This is a genomic window from Nostoc sp., from assembly GCF_036917315.1.
Taxonomy (GTDB): domain Bacteria; phylum Cyanobacteriota; class Cyanobacteriia; order Cyanobacteriales; family Nostocaceae; genus Nostoc.
In genome coordinates, this window is sequence record NZ_JBALDR010000071.1 from 258,965 (window position 1) to 278,728 (window position 19,764).

The 19,764-nt window shown below is 39.5% G+C and carries 7 protein-coding genes; all 7 read right to left on the bottom strand.

Annotated features, from left to right (window positions below):
- Positions 1-24: 24 nt before the first annotated feature.
- The gene (locus V7K84_RS33825; RefSeq protein WP_334844814.1) at positions 25-1,479 is read right to left on the bottom strand and encodes an aspartate aminotransferase family protein; all 1,455 of its coding nucleotides are present in this window, start codon (positions 1,477-1,479) and stop codon (positions 25-27) included.
- 59 nt (positions 1,480-1,538) lie between these two features.
- Complete coding sequence (locus V7K84_RS33830) at positions 1,539-2,297, bottom strand: class I SAM-dependent DNA methyltransferase (protein WP_334844816.1); 759 nt, start codon at positions 2,295-2,297, stop codon at positions 1,539-1,541.
- A 49-nt stretch (positions 2,298-2,346) separates the two neighbouring features.
- Positions 2,347-6,696 carry a non-ribosomal peptide synthetase family protein gene (locus tag V7K84_RS33835; protein WP_334844819.1) on the bottom strand — a complete coding sequence of 1,450 codons (4,350 nt, stop codon included), beginning with the start codon at positions 6,694-6,696 and terminating at the stop codon, positions 2,347-2,349.
- A gap of 19 nt (positions 6,697-6,715) precedes the next feature.
- Complete coding sequence (locus tag V7K84_RS33840; RefSeq protein WP_334844821.1) at positions 6,716-7,744, bottom strand: TauD/TfdA family dioxygenase; 1,029 nt, start codon at positions 7,742-7,744, stop codon at positions 6,716-6,718.
- A 22-nt stretch (positions 7,745-7,766) separates the two neighbouring features.
- Positions 7,767-9,341 (bottom strand): condensation domain-containing protein, encoded by a 1,575-nt coding sequence (locus tag V7K84_RS33845; protein ID WP_334844823.1) that lies wholly within the window; start codon positions 9,339-9,341, stop codon positions 7,767-7,769.
- Positions 9,342-9,426: 85 nt separating this feature from the next.
- The gene (locus V7K84_RS33850; RefSeq protein ID WP_334844825.1) at positions 9,427-14,187 is read right to left on the bottom strand and encodes a type I polyketide synthase; all 4,761 of its coding nucleotides are present in this window, start codon (positions 14,185-14,187) and stop codon (positions 9,427-9,429) included.
- Positions 14,184-19,484: an amino acid adenylation domain-containing protein gene (locus V7K84_RS33855; protein WP_334844827.1), complete on the bottom strand. Its 5,301-nt coding sequence runs from the start codon at positions 19,482-19,484 to the stop codon at positions 14,184-14,186. The genes V7K84_RS33850 and V7K84_RS33855 overlap by 4 nt, the downstream gene beginning before the upstream one ends.
- Positions 19,485-19,764: the final 280 nt, after the last annotated feature.

Below are 19,764 nucleotides of genomic sequence, written 5' to 3' on the forward strand. Positions count from 1 at the left end.
AATTTATATTACTCAACTAAAATTTTAAACAGAAGTACGAGGAGGCAAAAAACCTCCAGAGCTTAGTTGTTCTACACTATCTTTAACAGCTTGAATAATGTAGCTGATATCTTCATCTGTATGGGCTGTAGATAAATAACCGCTAATACCCAAAAGGTGAACTCCCTTATGCAGTAGATGATATTTTAATAAGCTCATAGTGACTGAAGCTGTAGAATTTCCCTCAGAAAGTTCTACTGATGCAGAACCAAATAATGAGCCAAAATTAGCCATTTTTAGCGGTAGTTTTTCATCGGTAAAATAATTATTCAAATCAGTAACAAATTGTGTCGTCCGTTCATTCAATTTATGATGCAATGATAAACCTCCACTTTGCAGATATTTGAGTACTGCTTTTGCAGCAGTCATCGCTAATGGATGTTTACAAAAAGTACCTGCAAAAAATGTTTTTTTGGTTTGAGGGTAGGAATCATCGCCATAGTTCCATATACCACCATCAATTGCATTCATATATTTACTTTTTCCAGCAATTACTCCAATGGGTATTCCTCCACCAACAATTTTTCCGTAGGTAGCGATGTCTGCTTGTACGCCAAAATATGCTTGTGCGCCACCAGGATGAATGCGGAAACCTGTAACCATTTCATCAAAAATTAAAGCAATTTCAGTTGCTTGTGTTAATTCCCGTAACTGGTACAGAAATTCCTTCGGCTGTAAAGCTGGTCTACTAGTTTGTACGGGAACTACCAAAACTGCTGCTAATTCTTGTTGATGAGTCTTGATAATTTCTAATGATTCCAGGTTAGCATAATCTAACACTAAAACATCATTAACAAAATTTGGTATTACTCCCGGTGCTAATGGTATTCCAGAGTGATTATTTTCTGCATTATGACTTTTAACTAACGTACCATCAAAATGACCGTGATAAGAACCAGAAAATATCACGATTTTATTACGTCCTGTAACGGCTCTAGCAATGCGGATAGCAGTCATTACGGCTTCTGTACCTGTATTGCTAAAACAAACCCGTTCCATTCCAGTAAGTTGAGAAATTAACTCAGCCACTTCACCAACAAGTTCTGATTGGGGGCCAATTTGGATTCCTTTATCCATTTGAGTAATTAAAGCCTCTTTAATAAAAGATGGATTATGACCAAAAAGATTAATTCCCAATCCCATCATTACATCTACATATTCATTACCATCTACATCCCATATTTTGGAACCCAAAGAGCGATTAGCAACAATGGGATAATACATTTCTTTCAAGAGTAAATTAAACTCTCCTAAATTTTTATCATCAGATAAAAATAAGCGAGAATTTTGAGAAATTTGCTTTGATGTTTTGGTGCGATCGCTGTAGCTATTGATAAAATATTGTAAATACTCTTGCTGCTGCTGAGTAAGTCCGGTTTTAGCTAGCAGCTTAGTTAGATTGTCTGAATTTTGAGGTAATGTAACTGGTTGTGCATTCATAAAGTTTCTTGTTTTGATTTATAATCGCAATGTATTATTTGGCTGCCATTTTACATTTATTAAAGATGCACGCGCTTATAGCAAATAAAATAAATACTACCAGGTGTTTGAGATATTCCTAAATCCTGATGTGCATCGTAACTGCTAATTTCGCTAAATCCAGCAGTTTCTAGAGCAGAAACAATCTCTTCTTTGGTATAACATTTTTCAGAAATAACTTTATCTAAACGTTGCCAACTTTTTTCTAATAATGTAAATACAGTTAAATAAATTTGACCTATTTTATTTTCTGGATTATAGATATTTTTTGTAGACCAAGCGTAATCATCTTTGACATTACCAGAAATTTTACCGCTCCAATTTGATTGGAATTCTTCTTCTGTGAAGAAGTGACACAAGAATGTTCCATTTTCAGTTAGTCCATTATAAACATTGTTAAATACACACTTTAATTCTTCAATATTCATAACATAGTTCAGAGAACCAGTCGTTGAAACTACTGCATCAAAGCTAACTGGTAAATCGAAAAATCGAGCATCGCCAAGGATGAGTTTTGCTTCTGGCGCATTCTCACGAGCATAAAGCAACATTTGCTCAGAGCCATCAATCCCTGTGATTTTATAATCCTGTTTGAGTAATTCTTGTGCTAAATGTCCAGTACCACAACAAAGGTCAAGAATATGCGCTCCCTGAGTTAAATGGGGTAGTAACAATTTTTCTAAAACTGGTATTGTTTCCTCAAAAAGTTCTAATACCCAATCTTCGTTGTATATGCGAGCTAAAACATCATAATCATCGTAACGAATTGTCGAGTTCATGAAATATTACTCCTGAAACTATTGGAAAAAATTTAGTTAGTCTTTGTTCTCAAACTTTACGATCTAAATAACTCTGCTTAATCAAATAAGAAAAATAAACGTTGAGTAATTTATTGTCTAGCGAAGGACAAGTAATGGAAGTATCGACTAATCCATTCATAACGTTTTGGTTATCAAGCTGTATAAATCCTGAGTTGGAACTTTCTTCGTGAGCTTGTCTTGCTGGAAAAAATGGCACTAATGAATATAAAGGATGGTCTAATGAATCTTGAGTAACATTGAGCAATTTCTCTCGCCACTGGTCATAAGAAATCTGCTCAATTGAATAATCCCATGAGCGAATATGGTCTATAAGTGTATTTGAGTGGAGAGTTTGGGGATGAACTAAGTGGAAGGTTTTACCGAGAGATTCTTCCTGTTTCGATAAATGAACTATTGCTTTGCTGACATAATCCACAGGAACTATATTTTCTCTAATGTCTATATCTGGCACACTTCCCAATTGGACACAACCTATTATCAGTTTGTACAAGAAGTCATTACTATTAAAAACACCTATTTTACTATGTCCAGATATACGTGATGGTCTATAAATAGAGATAGGAATGCCTCTTTTAGCCGCAGTTTTTAATAATTTTTCAGCTACCCATTTAGTTTGACAATATCCATTGCTGGGAAATTCATTCTCATTCAGGCTATCCTGTTCTCGTACTAATTTAACTCCCGATTCAACTTTTGAAGATACAACACCAGAACTAGAAATAAAATGTACTGGTTTGGTTTTAATTTGACTAGCTAATCTGAGAATTTCTTGTGTACCCAGCACGTTTGCAGGTTTCAGAATAGAGTAGGGATAAATATGATGCACCCAAGCACCATTATGGTAAATGACATCAATTGTAGATGCTAATTGTTGAAACTTTTCAATTTCTAAACCCAAAAGCGGCTTTGATAAGTCACCGACAATGGGAATAATTCTGGAATTCCATGTTTCGTTCCAAATTCCATAAGATTCCAGAATGGTTTGCAGCTTTTTATTGCTATTTTCAAAATTTGAATTACGTACTAAACAATAAATATCTGCTTTGGTTTGTTGCAGAAGTTCAGCCAGTAAAAAGGCTCCTAAAAAGCCTGTGGCTCCAGTCAGTAAAATAACGTTTGGTTCAGGGATAAACTTACCAACACTTTGAGGATAAATTGTCGCATCTAAAACAGTTTCAGTTTTGATATCCAAAGTTGGGTAATTAACTTCTGTTTGACAAACTCGATCGATATTTTCCGCTAAACCTTCTACTGTAGGCTTCTCTAACAAACTGCGTAAAGATATATCCAAGTTAAAAGTTTCTTTAACTTTGGCAAGTAATTGAGTAGTTAATAAAGAATGTCCACCCAATTCAAAGAAGTTGTCGTAAATCCCAACTTTCTCAACTTTTAAAACTTCCGCCCAGATTTGAGTCAACGTTTCTTCTACAGGCGTGCGAGGAGGAACAAACTCTCCTATTAAATCTGACCTGACTTGCTCTGGTGAGGGTAAGGCTTTTCTATCGACTTTACCATTGGGGCTTCGAGGTAATTCTTTTAGTAGTACAACAACTGATGGAACCATGAATTCTGGTAGTTTATCTTTTGCAAAGTTGCGGAGTTCATTAACTGTAGTGGCTGATTTTGACTGGGGAACTACATAAGCAACTAAGCGTTTGTTTCCTGGTACATCTTCACGCGCAATAACTATTGTTTCTTGTACTCCCTGATGTTGATTTAGTAATGCTTCAATCTCGCCTAACTCTATACGGAAGCCGCGAATCTTTACTTGGTTATCAATCCGCCCTAAAAACTCAATATTGCCATCATTAACATATCGCCCTAAATCACCAGTTTTATACAGGCGCATTCCTGGTTGTTGGCTGAAGGGATGGGGAATGAATTTATCGGATGTGATTCCAGGGTGATTTAAATAACCTCTAGCTAAACCTTCACCACTAATATAAATTTCGCCAGAAACACCAACAGGAACTGGATGTAAGTGAGAGTCTAGTATATATATTTTTGTATTGGCTATGGGATGACCAATAGATATTTGCGTTCCGGTTTCTAGAGAATGACAACGGTATACACTACTCCAAACAGTTGCTTCTGTAGGCCCGTACTCATTAAATAGAGATGCTTCCGACTGTAATTGAGAGTGATGTTCTACCAATTCTAGCGGACAATATTCACCTGCAACTATGACAGCACGCAGGGAATTTAACTGTTCTGGTTTTGCTTGTTGCAATATTAGAGCATATAGAGAAGGAAGACTTAATAAATGGGAAACTCCATTTTGAGAAATTAACTCTATGAGTTTAGTGACTTCTCGTTGTACACCCTCTTCTGGCAAATGTAGAGTTCCGCCACAACAAAGTGTCCAGAAAATACCCGCAATAGAACTATCAAAAGCAAAGGATGAAAGTAATAAGAAGCTGCTGACAGGTTCTTGATAGTAGGTAATACGTGCAGTTGTGGAGTGAACTAGGTTACGATGTGCGATCGCAACACCTTTAGGCTTACCTGTAGAACCAGAAGTGTAGATTACATAAGCTAAGTTTTCAGGAGTTGCTGTTGGAACGGGTGCTTCCTGACTCTCCTGTGCAATAGCTTCCCAATCTGTATCTAAGCAAATTGTCTGTGCATCGTGGTTGGGTAAGCCTTCCAAGAGATGCTGCTGAGTCAATAATATGGATACTTGAGTATCCTCTAGCATGAAGGCTAAACGCTCTTGAGGATAGTGCGGATCGAGGGGAACATAAGCACCACCAGCTTTGAGAATACCCAAGATACCTACGAGCATTTCTAGGGAACGTTCCACACAAATTCCCACTAATACTTCTGCACCTACCCCCAACTTTTCCAAGGAATGAGCTAGTTTATTTGCACGTTTATTCAGTTCAGAATAAGTGAGTTGCTGGTTGTTAAATACAACGGCAATATTATCTGGTGTGCGTTCTACTTGCTCTGTAAATAGCTGATGAATGCAGTTACTTTGTGGATAGTCAGCTTGAGTTTGATTGAACTCAAATAGAAGCTGGTGCAGGGTGCGATCGCTTAAAATTTCTAATTCACTGATTGAACCTTCTGGATCATACGTGGCACTTTCTACTAGCTTGTGAAATTGCTCTACTAAACCTGCAATATTCTGTTCAGAAAAGAGGTTAGAGTCATAATTAAATTCTGCATTCAAAAAATCCTTCTGGCGTCTACAAGAAAGTTTAATTTTGAAACGCTCAGTACAGGTATCAAGCTTGAAAATAGAAAATGAGATATTATCTGCACAATGCTTTGTATTTTCTTCTGTAAAATCAAAACCCACAGCCAAAAAAGGCAAAATATCTGATTTATTATCTCCTTCTGATATTTGTTCCCAAGTAAAACATTCTTGCCATTTGTCGATAGATTCTACAGATTCATGCACTTGCTGTAAAAGTTGACTAAATTTAAAATTACCTTCTAAATTACAATGAAGTGGTAAATATTTAGCAAATAGTCCCAATGTTCCTTTAAGTTCCTCATATTTTCTGCCATTAAATTCCTTGGCGATGATTATCTCAGATTGTCCACTCAGTCGCCAAAGTAGAACCAGCCAGCAAGTTAGATAAAAGTTAGATGCAGAAGTATTATACTTCTGAGCCAATGTTTCAATATTAGCTACCAATTCTGGAGTAATAATTGAATTTACTAATTTTGGTTGAAACTTCTGTTTTTTCGAGAGATGGCTTTCAAAAGGAAGCTGAAAAGTGTCAATTTTAGAGAAATTTTGCTGTTGCCAATATTCTCTGCCTATTTTTGTTTCTTCTGCTTCTAATATTTGATTTTGCCATTCTGAAAAGTCCGCATACTGGAGTGGTTCTTCAGATAATTCTTTATCCAATTTTCCTAAGTAAGAAAAAGCCAGTTCTTGTACTAAACAATTAAGGGTTACACTATCTGCACAGAGAGCAGGCAAGCTGATAAATAATATATGCCTATCTGACGAAATAGTTACCAAATATGTATGTAAAATTAAACCTTGTTCAAACTCAAAATCTTGTTGTTTAATTTCCTGAAAAATTAACTCAATCTTCGCCTCTTGTTCTTGAGGTTTCAAATTACTAATATCAGATTTATTCTCTAAAATGACCTTGCTATCTGTAATTACCTGTACTGGAATAGTCATTCCAGGTAGACAAACAAAACTGGTGCGAAGAATCTCATAGCGATTGACAACATCTTGCAATGCCAATTCTAAATTATTGACATCAATATTTCCTTCAATCAAAATTGCACAATCACTACGATAAGCCCAACTTTGATCGATTTGTTGTAGCAACCATAAATGCTCTTGCTGAGGTGAAAGTCTAAACCCCTCAATACTTTCTACTTGCATATTTATACCTCAGTGTTAGTTAAATACTTTGGGGTGTATAAGGTTCAGCCATTCCGACTAAAATTTTTCTGGGAGGAACAAATGGCTGACGAGCATGTATTGATAACATATTATCCAACATCAATACATCTCCTTTCTGCCAGGAAAAAGCGATCATTTCTTGTTGATAAGCAGTTCGCAGAGCGGCTAATACTGATGGCTCAATTGTAGAACCATCACCGTAATATGTGTTAGTTGGTAAATCTTCTTCTGGCAAACTTGTTAATAACGAATCACGTATTGTTGGTTCTAATGTAGAAACGTGAAAAAAAGTTGCGTGATTAAACCAGACCATTTCACCTGTTTGAGGATGTTTGAGAACGGCTGGCCCAACTTGTCGAGTTCTTAAGCGATCGCCTGCTTTCCATTCAACCTCAATTCCATTGCTTTGGCAATACTCTTCGACCTTAGTTTTGTCTGTTGTTTGGAATACAGTTTGCCAAGGAAGACCAAATCCATCGCCAAAGTTACGCATATACATAACTTGCTTTTCAATGAAGCGATCGCGTATTTTGGGATCAATCCGCTCAAAAACTTTTCGACAACTACCAATTGGAGTTTCTCCTCCCTCCGCTGCTGGACTTACACAAAAAAAGAAGATTTTCAACGGAAAAGTAGGTGAGTAAGCATGTTCATTGTGAGGAAAAATACTTTGGTCAGCAGGATAGTCAGTTGAAGTATAAATTCTCCCACCTACTTGAGTTCGTGGAGATGCGCGATAGCGATATTCCAATGCTTCTCCACAAATCGCTGCGATAATTTGCTCAAATTTTTCTATTGAATTAACTTTGAAATCCCGAAAGAGAATCGCTGCATATTTTAATAATTCACTTTTCAAATATTCATGATTATTCTTAGCCCAATCTTGTAGATTAACTCCCTTCACACTAGGCTTAATCACCAAAGGAAAGTTAGTATCCGATTTCAAAAATTCAGTTTTGATTAAATCTTCTGTGGATATATTAACAGCTTTACGTCTCACAGAACCTAGAGATTCAATTTTTGTCATGATTTTTATTATCTGTTACTGATTATTTACTCGTTCTACGTTTAACGTTGATTAGTTTTTGTTGGATAGTTTTTTGATAAGCTTCTTCTTTAGCAAAATTATGTTTATTATCTAATTCATTGAGAATTATCTTTAATTCACTTAATTTGGTTTCTGGATGTGTCGCAATCTTATTTAGAAGTGTTGCATAATTATTCGATAATCTAACAATGCTGTCCCGATCAAATAGGTCAGTGTTATATTCCCATACGCCAAATAGTCCCTGCTCTGTTTCGTTTAACTCCAACAGCAAGTCAAACTGCACTGTTTTGTTTTCGACTTTCAAAGATGTGATAGTTAAGCCTGGAAGTTGTAAAGAAGGAGTTTGAGTATTTTCCAAAACAATTTTGACTTGAAATAGCGGTGTGCGGTTTAACTCCCGTTTTGGATTCAGAACATCAACCAGTTTGTCGAAAGGTAAATCTTGATGAGCATAAGCTTCTAAAGTCATTTCGCGGACTCGTTCTAATAACTCTACAAAAGTAGGATTTCCTGATAAATCTGTACGCAACACTAACTGGTTAACAAAAAACCCGATCAATTCTTTAGTCTCGGCTTGATTGCGGTTGGCAATATCAGTACCCACAACGATATCTTCTCGATCGGTGTACCAGCACAGCAAAGTCTGAAAAGCCGCTAGCAGAATCATAAACAGTGTGATACCTTGGCGCTGATTCAGAGCCTTTAGCTTCTCAGATAAGGTTTTGGGTAGAACCAGAGCTTCCCTAGCTCCTGAGAAAGGCGTTAGCGATCGCGGAGCGTCTCGTAGAGAAGCTCGCCGTGAGCATCGCGGGCGATCAGAGAGTTCCAGAACAGGAAGTTTACCGCCTAATTGCCTTTGCCAGTAAGCAAGTTGAGTTTCTAATCGCTCTCCCTGTAAACACTGTCGTTGCCAAACAGCAAAGTCTGCATATTGGATAGATACTTCTGAAAGGGGCGAGGCTTTGCCATGAGAGAAAGCTTGGTACAAAGTTGCGATTTCGTGAATCAGCACACCTATAGCCCAGCCATCAGCAACAATATGATGCATGGTTAACAATAATGCATATTCTGCTGCCGCAAGTTGCAGTATAGTAACTCGCAACAAAGGCCCTTTGGTTAGGTCGAAAGGCTGTTGTGCTTCTTCACTCGCCAACCGTAAAACATCAGTTTCTCTTTGCTCTTGAAAAAGCTCTTGTAAATCTATCACTACTAGTTTGAAGCTCAAACTTGAAGCAATAACTTGGAAAGGTTGCCCATCAACTATTGTAAATGTAGTTCTTAAAACTTCGTGCCGTCTCACAACTTCGTTAAAGCTTTGTTCCAGCGCCGCTACATTTAACCATCCCACAAGACGCATGGATTGAGAGATGTTGTAAGCACTGTTCCCAGGCTGTAACTGGTCGATAAACCACAACCTTTGCTGGGCAAAAGATAGAGGAAATAAGTTAGATTCTCGACTTTGACGAACTATTTGCGATTGAAAAAAGACGTTCTCTTTTTTCTTATGAAGGCGTTGTGCAAGAAGCTGAAGCTTCTCTGGGGAAAGACCAGCAATCCGTTGCGAAAGGTCACTCATTTTAATTCCCTGCTTTTACCTTTGTTGGTATAATTTTTAAACAACTAAATGATTGATGACCAAATTTAATCAATTTATTACTTACTTAGTTTTGCGAAGCAATTAAGGTCTGCATCTCATGTTCTGATAGCTGTTCAATATCTGCTAAGGCTTGAGCCAACTCTTCTAAATTTGTCTGTTCAGACAGTTTTTGGACAATAACTTCAGCTAATTCAGCTATAGTTGGCCCGTTAAAGAAGCCTTTATAAGAGAGTTCTATTTGGAAAACTTTGCACAGTTGAGAAACTAATTGAGTGGCAAATAAAGAGTCTCCTCCTAGCTCAAAAAAATTATCGTGAGTTCCTACTTTCTCAATCCCTAAAAGTTGTTGCCAAACATCAGCAAGGGTTCGCTCAATTTCATTACTAGGAGCAACATAAACATTTGTTAAATTAGGGCGCGGGTGGGTTGGTTTGGATTGACTTAGTTGGGCTAGTTTTTCCTCAAAAGATTTAGGAGATTCTTTTGCCTTAATCCGGCTAGAAAAATCTTGTGTTGATACAATTACTTGAGGAACTGTACTACTACACAGAATACGTCTAAACGCCTCTATGCCTTCAAAGGAGACCATTCTTGCTGCCAATTTTTCTCCTGTGATTTCTTGATGCCTTGTTTCAATAGCAATTGCCATTCCTACACTGTTCCATCTATCCCAGTTAATAGACTTAACGAATTTCCATGTCCCATATTTAGAGGAACTGTAGTGAGCGAAGGAGTCAATAAAGGCATTTCCCGCTGTATAATCTGCCATTCCAGATTCGCCAACAAACGAATTGAGTGATGAACAAAGTACAAAGAAATCCAGTTGGCTTTCTTGGAATAAAGTTTCAAGTACTCGTGTTCCTTGTACTTTGGGTGCTAAAGCACTTGCTACAGTTTCTTTTGTTGTGAGTTGCATCATCCCTCCGCCGTAAACTGCGGCTGCATGAATTACTCCATGAATCTCACCAAATCGCTGATTACTTTTGTTAAGCACCACTGACATCTGGTCAAGATTGGTAACATCGGCACTAACTATCATTACCTCTGCACCTAACGCCTTCATCGCCTGCAATTTTTGGATCTTCTGGCTAATACGATCTTGCCGATCGTGAGTCGATAACCATTCAGACCACTTGTCTTGATCGGGGAAAGCTGAACGCCCCAGTAATATTAGTTTTGCTTGCACGGTCTGTGCTAAATATTCTGCCAGCTCCAGACCAACACCTCCTAATCCACCAGTGATGAGATATACTCCCTGTTTTCTGAGGCGGACATTTTCGCTAACGGTTTCGTGTAGTTGCACAGGTTCAAAATCTTGCACCCAGCGATTCCGCCCACGGTAAGCAATAATTTGGTCAGATGTATAAGTCGTGAGTTCCTCTATCAGGGTTGTGATGAGTTGTTCCTCTCGATTGCTTTCTACAGGAACTACAACATCAATACTGCGACAGGTTATATTTGGATACTCTAGCGGCATAACTTTGCAAGCTCCGAGAACCAGTGCCTTTTCTGGACATAATATTTCTGAACCTGTTACTTCCTGCAAATTGTTGGAGACAATGCTAATTTCTAGAGCATCTGTTTGGTTATTTTCTGTAATGGCCTGCGCCAAAAACAATAAACTCGACCAGCCTAAAGCTTCAATTGCTGAGTTGGTGTAACTGTTTGGTGTCACACTCCACAAATGAACAATCCTTTTTGGAATCTTACCCAAGCTCCGAAGTTCTTTGAGTAGGGTGTTGTATTCATCCTCTTTTTGAGGGTTAATTATATATGTGAGCTTAGAATATTCGCTAATTTGCTGAAATTGCTCTCCAACTCTAACGCTAATAACATCCTGCTCCTCAAGTAATAGCTGTTTTACCAGCTTTTCGCCCAAGCCGCACTCATCCACAAACACTAACCAACATCCTGATTTTTCTCCGAGTCCAGGTTGAGGTTGCGGTGGCATGGTACGTTTCCAAGAAGGGATGTAAAACCAGTCAGCAATATCTGATTTTTTCGCCAACAAGTCTTGGTTGGTAAATGCTGTAGGTGCTGAGTCAGTTACCGATGATGCAGCAGCTTGAGCTACAAAAATTTGTTCACCGAAAGCTTTAGTTTCCGAGACAGCTGCTACCTCAACAAACCCTTGAGAGTGTAGAGCCTGTTTTTGTGCTTCAATCCAGTAACGTTGGCGCTCGAATGGATAGGTTGGTAAGGGAATATGATGGCGTTGCTCGTTAGCATAAAAACCAGACCAGTCTACTTTGACACCAAAAAGCCAGAGCCGCCCCAAAGAGTTGAGTAAAAATGCTACATCCGACTGTTGTTCTTGTGGATGGCGGATTGAGGTTAGTATAACCTGTTGATCTTTGTGATGTTGCTTGGTAAAGGTACTTAAAGTTCTTCCCGGCCCGACCTCTAAAAAGATGCGCTCCTGTGTTTTGAGTAACTCAGTTATCCCTTGGCTAAAGCGCACTGTCTCTCGTAAATGCTTTACCCAATATTTGGGGTCTGTTGCTTTGGCTACAGTAATCCAAGTACCACTAACGTTAGACACAAACGGAATTGTCGTCGGATGAAGTTGGAGTTTTTGTAACTGTTCTGTAAATGGCTGGAGAATTGGCTCGATCATGTGAGAATGAAAGGCATGAGAAGTATGCAGCCTGCGACAACCGACACCTTTGGCTTCTAGCTGTTGTTGTAATTGTGCGATCGCTTCAGTTGTACCAGAAACCACGCAGTAAGAAGGGCCATTGCTTGCGGCTAAAGATAGTTCCCTACTTAGTAATGGTTGTATCTCTGATTCGGAAAGTTGCACAGAGAGCATTTCCCCACTGGGAAGTTGCTGCATCAGTCGTCCTCGAATTGCCACTAGCATTAGGGCATCTTCCAGCGAGAAGACTCCAGCTAAAGTAGCAGCAACATACTCTCCGATACTGTGACCAATCATCGCCTCTGGGTGTACACCCCATCTCATCCACAATTGAGCTAGGGCATACTCGATCGCAAATAATGCTGGCTGGGCAACAATTGTCTGTTTAAGCTGTTCTGTCGCCTTGGCTGTCTGTGCCTCATCTGGATACAATACATGACGTAGGTCAAAACCTAGATGCGGTTTCAGTAGTTCACAACAACGATCAACAGCAAGTGTAAAGAGTGGCTCACTCTCGTAGAGTTCTCTACCCATATTTACGTACTGTGTTCCTTGCCCGGAAAACATAAATACCACAGGACGATTAACAGGCTGCTGGTATTGGGTGAAAACTCGTTGTGAATCTAAAGGGGAAAGCACCTTCAACGCATCATTCATGTCTTGACATACCACCATCCGGCGATGGTCAAAAGCTCGACGACCGACACTAAGGGTATGAGCCACATCAGCTAAGTTGAGATTGGTATGTTGTTTGAGGTGATTAGCCAGATTCGCCATAGCTGTTTCTAATGCCGATTCCGTTTTGGCAGAAAGAACCAACAGATGATATTTTCTCCCCGACTCCCCCTGCCTCCCTTGCTCCTCCATTGGGGCTTCTTCCAAAATTACATGGGCATTAGTCCCACCAATCCCAAAAGAACTGACTCCGGCACGGCGAGGAATGCCGTTTGTTTTCCATTGGGTAAGTTTGGTGTTGACATAAAAAGGACTGTTGGCAAAATCAATTTGGGGATTAGGTTCTTGAAAGTGCAAACTAGGCGGTATTTGTTGATTCTTCAGGGCTAGGACGGTTTTAATTAAACCTGTTACCCCAGCAGCAGCGTCTAAATGTCCAATGTTAGTTTTCACTGAGCCAATAGCGCAGAAGCCTTTTTTCTCAGTGCTGACTCGAAAAGCTTGTGTTAACGCCGCGATTTCAATGGGATCTCCTAGTGTTGTTCCTGTCCCATGAGCTTCAATATAGGTAATGGTTTCAGGTTCAACGTCGGCAACAACTTGAGCGGTTCTAATAACTTTGGCTTGACCGTCTATTCGTGGTGCTGTGTAGCTAACTTTGAAAGATCCATCGTTATTGATTGCAGAACCTTTAATGACAGCATGGATGGTATCTCCATCTGCTAGAGCATCCTCTAATCTCTTCAAAACTACGATACCTACACCTTCGCCACCAACAGTTCCCTGTGCTTGAGCATCAAAAGTGCGGCAGTGTCCGTCAGGCGAACCAATTCCCCCTTCTTTATAAAGATAGCCAGTTTTTCTGGAAGAACTTATAGAAACCCCACCAGCCAAAGCCAGATCGCATTCCCCATTTAGTAAGCTTTGAGTGGCTAAATGCACAGCGACTAATGAAGTAGAGCAGGCGGTTTGAACAGTGAAACTCGGCCCCTGTAGATTCAGCTTGTAAGAAACGCGAGTAGTTAAGTAATCTTTGTCATTTGCGATCGCCAACTGGTGATTATCTATAGATCCAATAATATCTTCGTTTAAATAAATATTCAGTAAGTACCTACTTAAGCTAGCTCCGGCGTAAACTCCAATAGAACCTGGATATTTTTCTGAGTCATAGCCAGCATCTTCAAGGGCAATATATGCACATTCTAAAAAGAGACGATGTTGTGGATCAGTAATTTCAGCTTCTCTGGGATTAAAACCAAAAAATGCAGCATCAAAAAGTTCTACATCTTCTAATACAGCTCGTGATTTGACAAACTTTGGGTTATTGAGTGTAGCTGCATCTAGCCCGTAAGCTAACAGTTCTTCATCAGTAAAAAATGAAATTGACTCTACACCATTTTGAATATTTTGCCAAAACTGATCTACATTTTTGGCTCCAGGAAACTGCCCTGCCATGCCAATAATTGCTATTTCTGAACCATTATGCTCAACAGATGCTATAGGGATATTCATTCTTCCTTAACTCCTTGGTTATTCATTACCGACTTCATTTTTTGCAACCGTTTTCTTTGTTGAGATTTACCACTTGCAATTTTTTCTATTGAAATATTAGTTTCACTTAAAGATGATGTTTGATTTTTAGTTGCACTAAAGAACTCTGCAAGAGAGCTAATAGTGGGATATCTGAACATATCGAGCATTGATAAATCGATTTTGAATATTTCGCGTAATTGGTTATTAACTTTAACCAGAAGTAATGAATGACCACCGAGTTCAAAAAAGTTGTCGTGAATACCTATTTTCTCGATATTGATAAATTTTTGCCAAATTGTAGCGATAGTTTGTTCTATCTCAGTTTGTGGCATCACATAAGCAGCTTCTAGCTCTGGGCGGAGAGTTTCTGGTGCTGGCAAAGCTTGGCGGTTTACCTTGCCGTTCGATGTCAGTGGTAGCACCTCCAGCATAATAAAGACTGATGGCACCATATACTCTGGCAGAAGCTTCAAAAGGAAGTTACGTAGTTCACTGGTTGTCAATGTTTGCTTGTTGCAGGGAATAACATAGGCCACCAAGTTCTTGTCGCCAGGTTGGGTTTCCTGAGCCAGCACCACAGTCTCCTGTATACCTGGGTGTTGAGCAAGCATCGCCTCAATCTCCCCTAGTTCAATGCGGAAACCACGGATTTTAACCTGATGGTCAATGCGTCCCAAGTATTCAATATCTCCATTGGGCAGATAGCGGGCTAAGTCGCCTGATTTATAAAGGCGTGCGTTTGGTTTATCACTAAAGGAGTTGGGGATAAACTTAAGGGCGGTTAGTTCTGGTCGATTTAAATAACCTCGTGCCACGCCAGCACCACTAATGTACATCTCACCCATGACTCCAATAGGTACTGGCTGTCCATGTTGATCCAACAAGTAAATTTGTAAGTCAGGAATTGGACGACCAATAACACTGCCTGGAGCAATTTTTAAGTCTGCCATCGTCAATGGACGATATGTCACATGCACAGTTGTTTCTGTAATACCGTACATATTGACTAACTGTGGAAACCGATCGCCATGTCGTTCAAACCAAGGTCTTAAGCTTTGAAGTTCTAGAGCTTCTCCACCGAAAATGACCAGTCGTAGGCTCAACTTTTTGGTGCTTCCCAACAACTCCTCTGCCTGTATGAGTTGACGGAAAGCTGAAGGTGTCTGGTTGAGTACTGTCACTTGCTGGGCTGACAAGAATTTGTAGAAATCTTCAGGTGAACGACTTAACAAGTACGGTACTATAACTAACTGTCCACCAAACAACAGGGCACCCCAGAGTTCCCAAACTGAAAAATCAAAGGCAATTGAATGAAAAAGTGAAAATACGTCCTCTTGGTTGAAATGATACCAGGACTTAGTTGCTGCCAATAGACGGACAACATTGGCATGATTGACTAAGACACCTTTAGGTTGTCCTGTTGAGCCTGAGGTATAGATTATATAAGCTAGGTTATCAGTTCTATAATTACTAATTAAATTTTGTTGACTTTCCTGAACTCTACTTTCCCAATCTGTATCTAAACAGACAACCCTGGTGTGATTTTTCGGCAAAATCTCTATCAAGCACTCCTGGGTCAGCAGTATTGGTATCTGTGCGTCCTGCAAGATGAAAACTAATCTTTCTGGGGGATATACTGGATCGAGTGGCACGTATGCGCCACCAGCTTTCAGGATGCCCAGAATTCCAATCACCATTTCGAGCGATCGCTCCACACAAATCCCTACCAATACCTCTGGTTTCACCCCAAGCGATCGCAAATAATGCGCCAATTGATTTGCGCGGTTATTTAGCTCTCGATAGGTGAGATGTTGGTCTTCAAAGGTTACGGCAATTGCATCAGGCGATCGCTCTACTTGAGCCTCAAATAACTCATGGATACAATACTCTCCAGGATAGTCAGTTTGAGTATTGTTCCATTCCACCAACAACTGATGCTGTTGAGTTTGTGTCAATATAGGCAATTCTGCAAGGGGTTGCTCTGGGTTGGCGACAACACCTTCTAGCAAGGTTACGTAATGTCCGAGCCAACGCTGAATTGTTTGGGTATCAAATAAATCTGTATTATATTCCAGTTCTAGCAGTAGTTCACTGTCTGTCTGAAGAATATTTAAATTAATATCCAGCTTAGTAGCACTGGTAGAATTTTTAGCTATCTCAAACTCTTGTTTTAAAGACTTGGATTCCAATGGAGCTTTGTCCAGATTAAACCCTGTGGTAAAAAGAGGGGTGCGGCTAGGGTCTCGTGGTAACTTTAAATTTTCAATTAGTTTAATAAAAGGATAAATTTGATACTCGTAAGCATCTAACAATACCTGCTGAACTGAACTTAAATACTCTGTGAAGCCTGGGTTGCCAACAACTTGGCTGCGTATGGGTAATAGATTAACACAGTGGCCGACAAGATATTCACCTGCGATCGCAGATTGTCCAGCCGAAGCAATACCAACAACGATATCTTGTTGATTCGTCAATCGTTGCAATAAGGTGATAAATGCTGTTAAAAGAATCGTAAATAAAGTATAACCACGTTGTACGCTTAAGCTTTTCAAAGAATTATACAAAGTCGAATCGAGGCTGAGATTTTCTCGCGCTCCAGTGTACGAAAATATCGGTGGTCGAGGCCGGTCAGTTGGTAATTCCAAAACAGGCGCTGAACTGGCAAATTGACTCAGCCAATAAGCTTCAGCTTTTGCCATTTCTGGACTCTGCTGCATTTGTACTTGCCACAGAGCATACTCACTCCATTTCATTGGTTGCGGAAGTTGGCTAGCAATACCTTGGCACTCTGCGGAATAAATTGCTGCTAGCTCTCTTAACAAAATACTAATTGACCAACCATCAGCAACAATGTGATGATTTGTCAAAACCACAAGATGATGACCTTCCTGCAACTTGACGATATGACAGTTCAGTAATGGCCCTATTTCTAAATGGAAAATTTGTTGAGCTTCCCGTACCAACAATTCCGATAGCTGTGTTTCTCGTTGACTTTTATCTAAAGTTGAAAAATCGCTTACTGGGATGTCTATAGTCAAAGTAGGATGAATCAGTTGATTATCCCCCTCTGGACTAAAAGTAGTTCGCAGCGCTTCGTGGCGATTGATAATTTCCTGAACAGCCTTACGTACTGCCCATAAATTGCCAGTCCCTCGCAGATGGATAGTTCTAGATTCGTTGTAGGCGCGGGAAACTTCATCTCCCATCTGTGCTAAAAACCACAGTTCTTTTTGTGCTGCTGTCAGGGGAATTTTGAGCGTTGTTGAAATCGGGGCAGGTGGTAATAATTCCCCTTGTTGCATTTCTACTACGCTTTCCTTGACTGCCTCAATTACGTGTTCAATATCTGCATCGGTATGCGCCGTAGACAGATAAAATGTGCGTCCTTCCCAGACATAAACGCCTTTTTCTAAGAGATGGTAGAAAAACAACTGACCAAACTTGAGGGGAGATGAGGCTATAAAACGAAACAGCGAACCAAAATGAACTACTTGAATTGGAACTTGTCTTTGTTCAAAGTAACTATTAAGAGTCTGGGCTAATTTTGTTGTTTTTTCAGATAACTCTTGCTGTAATTTCGGGCCACTATTTTTAATATGATTGAGTGCAGCCCAAGCCGCCGCCATTACCAAAGGATGTTTGAAGAAAGTACCTGCAAATACTGTGGTTTCCGCTTGAGGATAAGACCCATCTCCATAGTTCCACATTCCACCGTCCAGGGTATCCATCAAAGCTGCCTTGCCAGCTATAACTCCAATTGGCATCCCAGCAGCAACGGCTTTACCGTATGTAGTCAAATCTGCTTGAATATTCCACAAGCCCTGAATCCCACCTGGATGCATCCGAAAACCGGTAATCACTTCGTCAAAAATTAATACGGTTCCTGTTGCTTGAGTTAATTCTCTAAGTTGCAGCAGAAACTCTTTCGGTTGCAAATCTGGGCGACTGCTTTGTATCGGTTCCACCAGAATTGCTGCCAGTTCGTTAGCATGAGTTTTCAGAATCTCTAAGGATTCAGGTTGCCCATAGTCAAGTACGATCACATCATCAGCAATGTATGATGGAATGCCTATAGCTCTGGGGATAGAACGCCGCGTTCCTTCGCTGGTTGTTACTCCTCTTACCAAAATCCCATCATAAGTACCGTGATAAGAACCAGCAAATAAAGCAATCTTAGAGCGTTTTGTGGTAGCCCGTGCTAGGCGGATTGCTGCCATCACCGCTTCTGTGCCATCGTTACAAAAAGCTGCCCGTTCTGCGCCTGTCAACTCACAAATTAACTCTGCAACCTGACCGGCAAGACGCGATTGTGGGCCGTGCAATATACCTTGTTTTATTTGTTCTTGAATAGCTTCGATGACAAAAGATGGTGAATGACCAAATAAAAGCGCACCAAACCCCATAGAAATGTCTACATACTCTTGTCCATCAACATCCCAAAGTCTGGCTCCCTCTCCACGCTGTCCGTGAATGGGATATAACATCTCTTTAATGGAGGGCAGGAAGCCTGTTATCGCCCTGCTATTGGCATGGTAGGAACGATAAACTTGAGTAAGTCGTTTAGATTCGGGAGTAAGTTTGACAAAACGTGTAATTAAAGCATCTAAATGTTTTTGTTGACGGGGAGTTAACAGAGTCTTTGATTCTAACTGAAGAGGCTCAATTGTTTGGGTGATGAGTTGTTGATTAGACTCAGTTTGAATCGATGATGAACTTTCTGAAAAATCAGAGTTATTAATTAAAGATTGAGCAACTTGTCTTACCTCATGCTGAATAGAGGTAGATGAGATTGCTTTTTGTACAGGTAATATCTTCTTCGATGAACCTGCTTTTTGTAAAATGTCTAGCTGTTTGGACATCAACTCAAGCTGCTGTTCTATTACTTGTTCTAGTACTGTACCTGTTACAGATTTTTCATTTTCTTGCTCCAAATTTTGTGTATCTGAAGTCTTTTCAGTATGTGCTTGTAGTATTGGGCTAAATGTAGATTCTTGAAAAGAAGGCTCTACAATCAGATTTTGTGGAGGTAGCTCTTGAGTTATATGAGTTCCTAATGCATGAATTGTTGATAAATCTTCAAGCAATAAGCGAAAAGGAATATCAATACCTAACTCTTGTTGAATAGCACGGTTAATTTGCAACAAAATTAGAGAGTCAACACCCATCGCTAGAAAAGGAGTATGAATATCTATTCCAGATGATTTCACTCCCAATGACTCACTAACAATGTGTTTGAGCGTCGATATTATTTTTTTATATTGAGAATCTTCATTCATAATATTTTAGATTTTTTGAGATTAATACTAACTAAAAATTTAAGTTACTGTCATCTGAAATTACATATCTTTTTCCAATAGTTCTAGCTGTTGAAACATAATAGAAATTTGACGAGTTATTATTTTTTTAGCAGGATGCTCGCGTTTTTCATTTTTGCTACTCAGATGGAGGATATTGTTTTGCTGAGATTCAACAAGTAAATGTTGTGATTTATCTCCTAAATGATTTTGCTGACTACTAAATTTTTCATTCTCCAACTTTTGATTATTATGAGTGTCT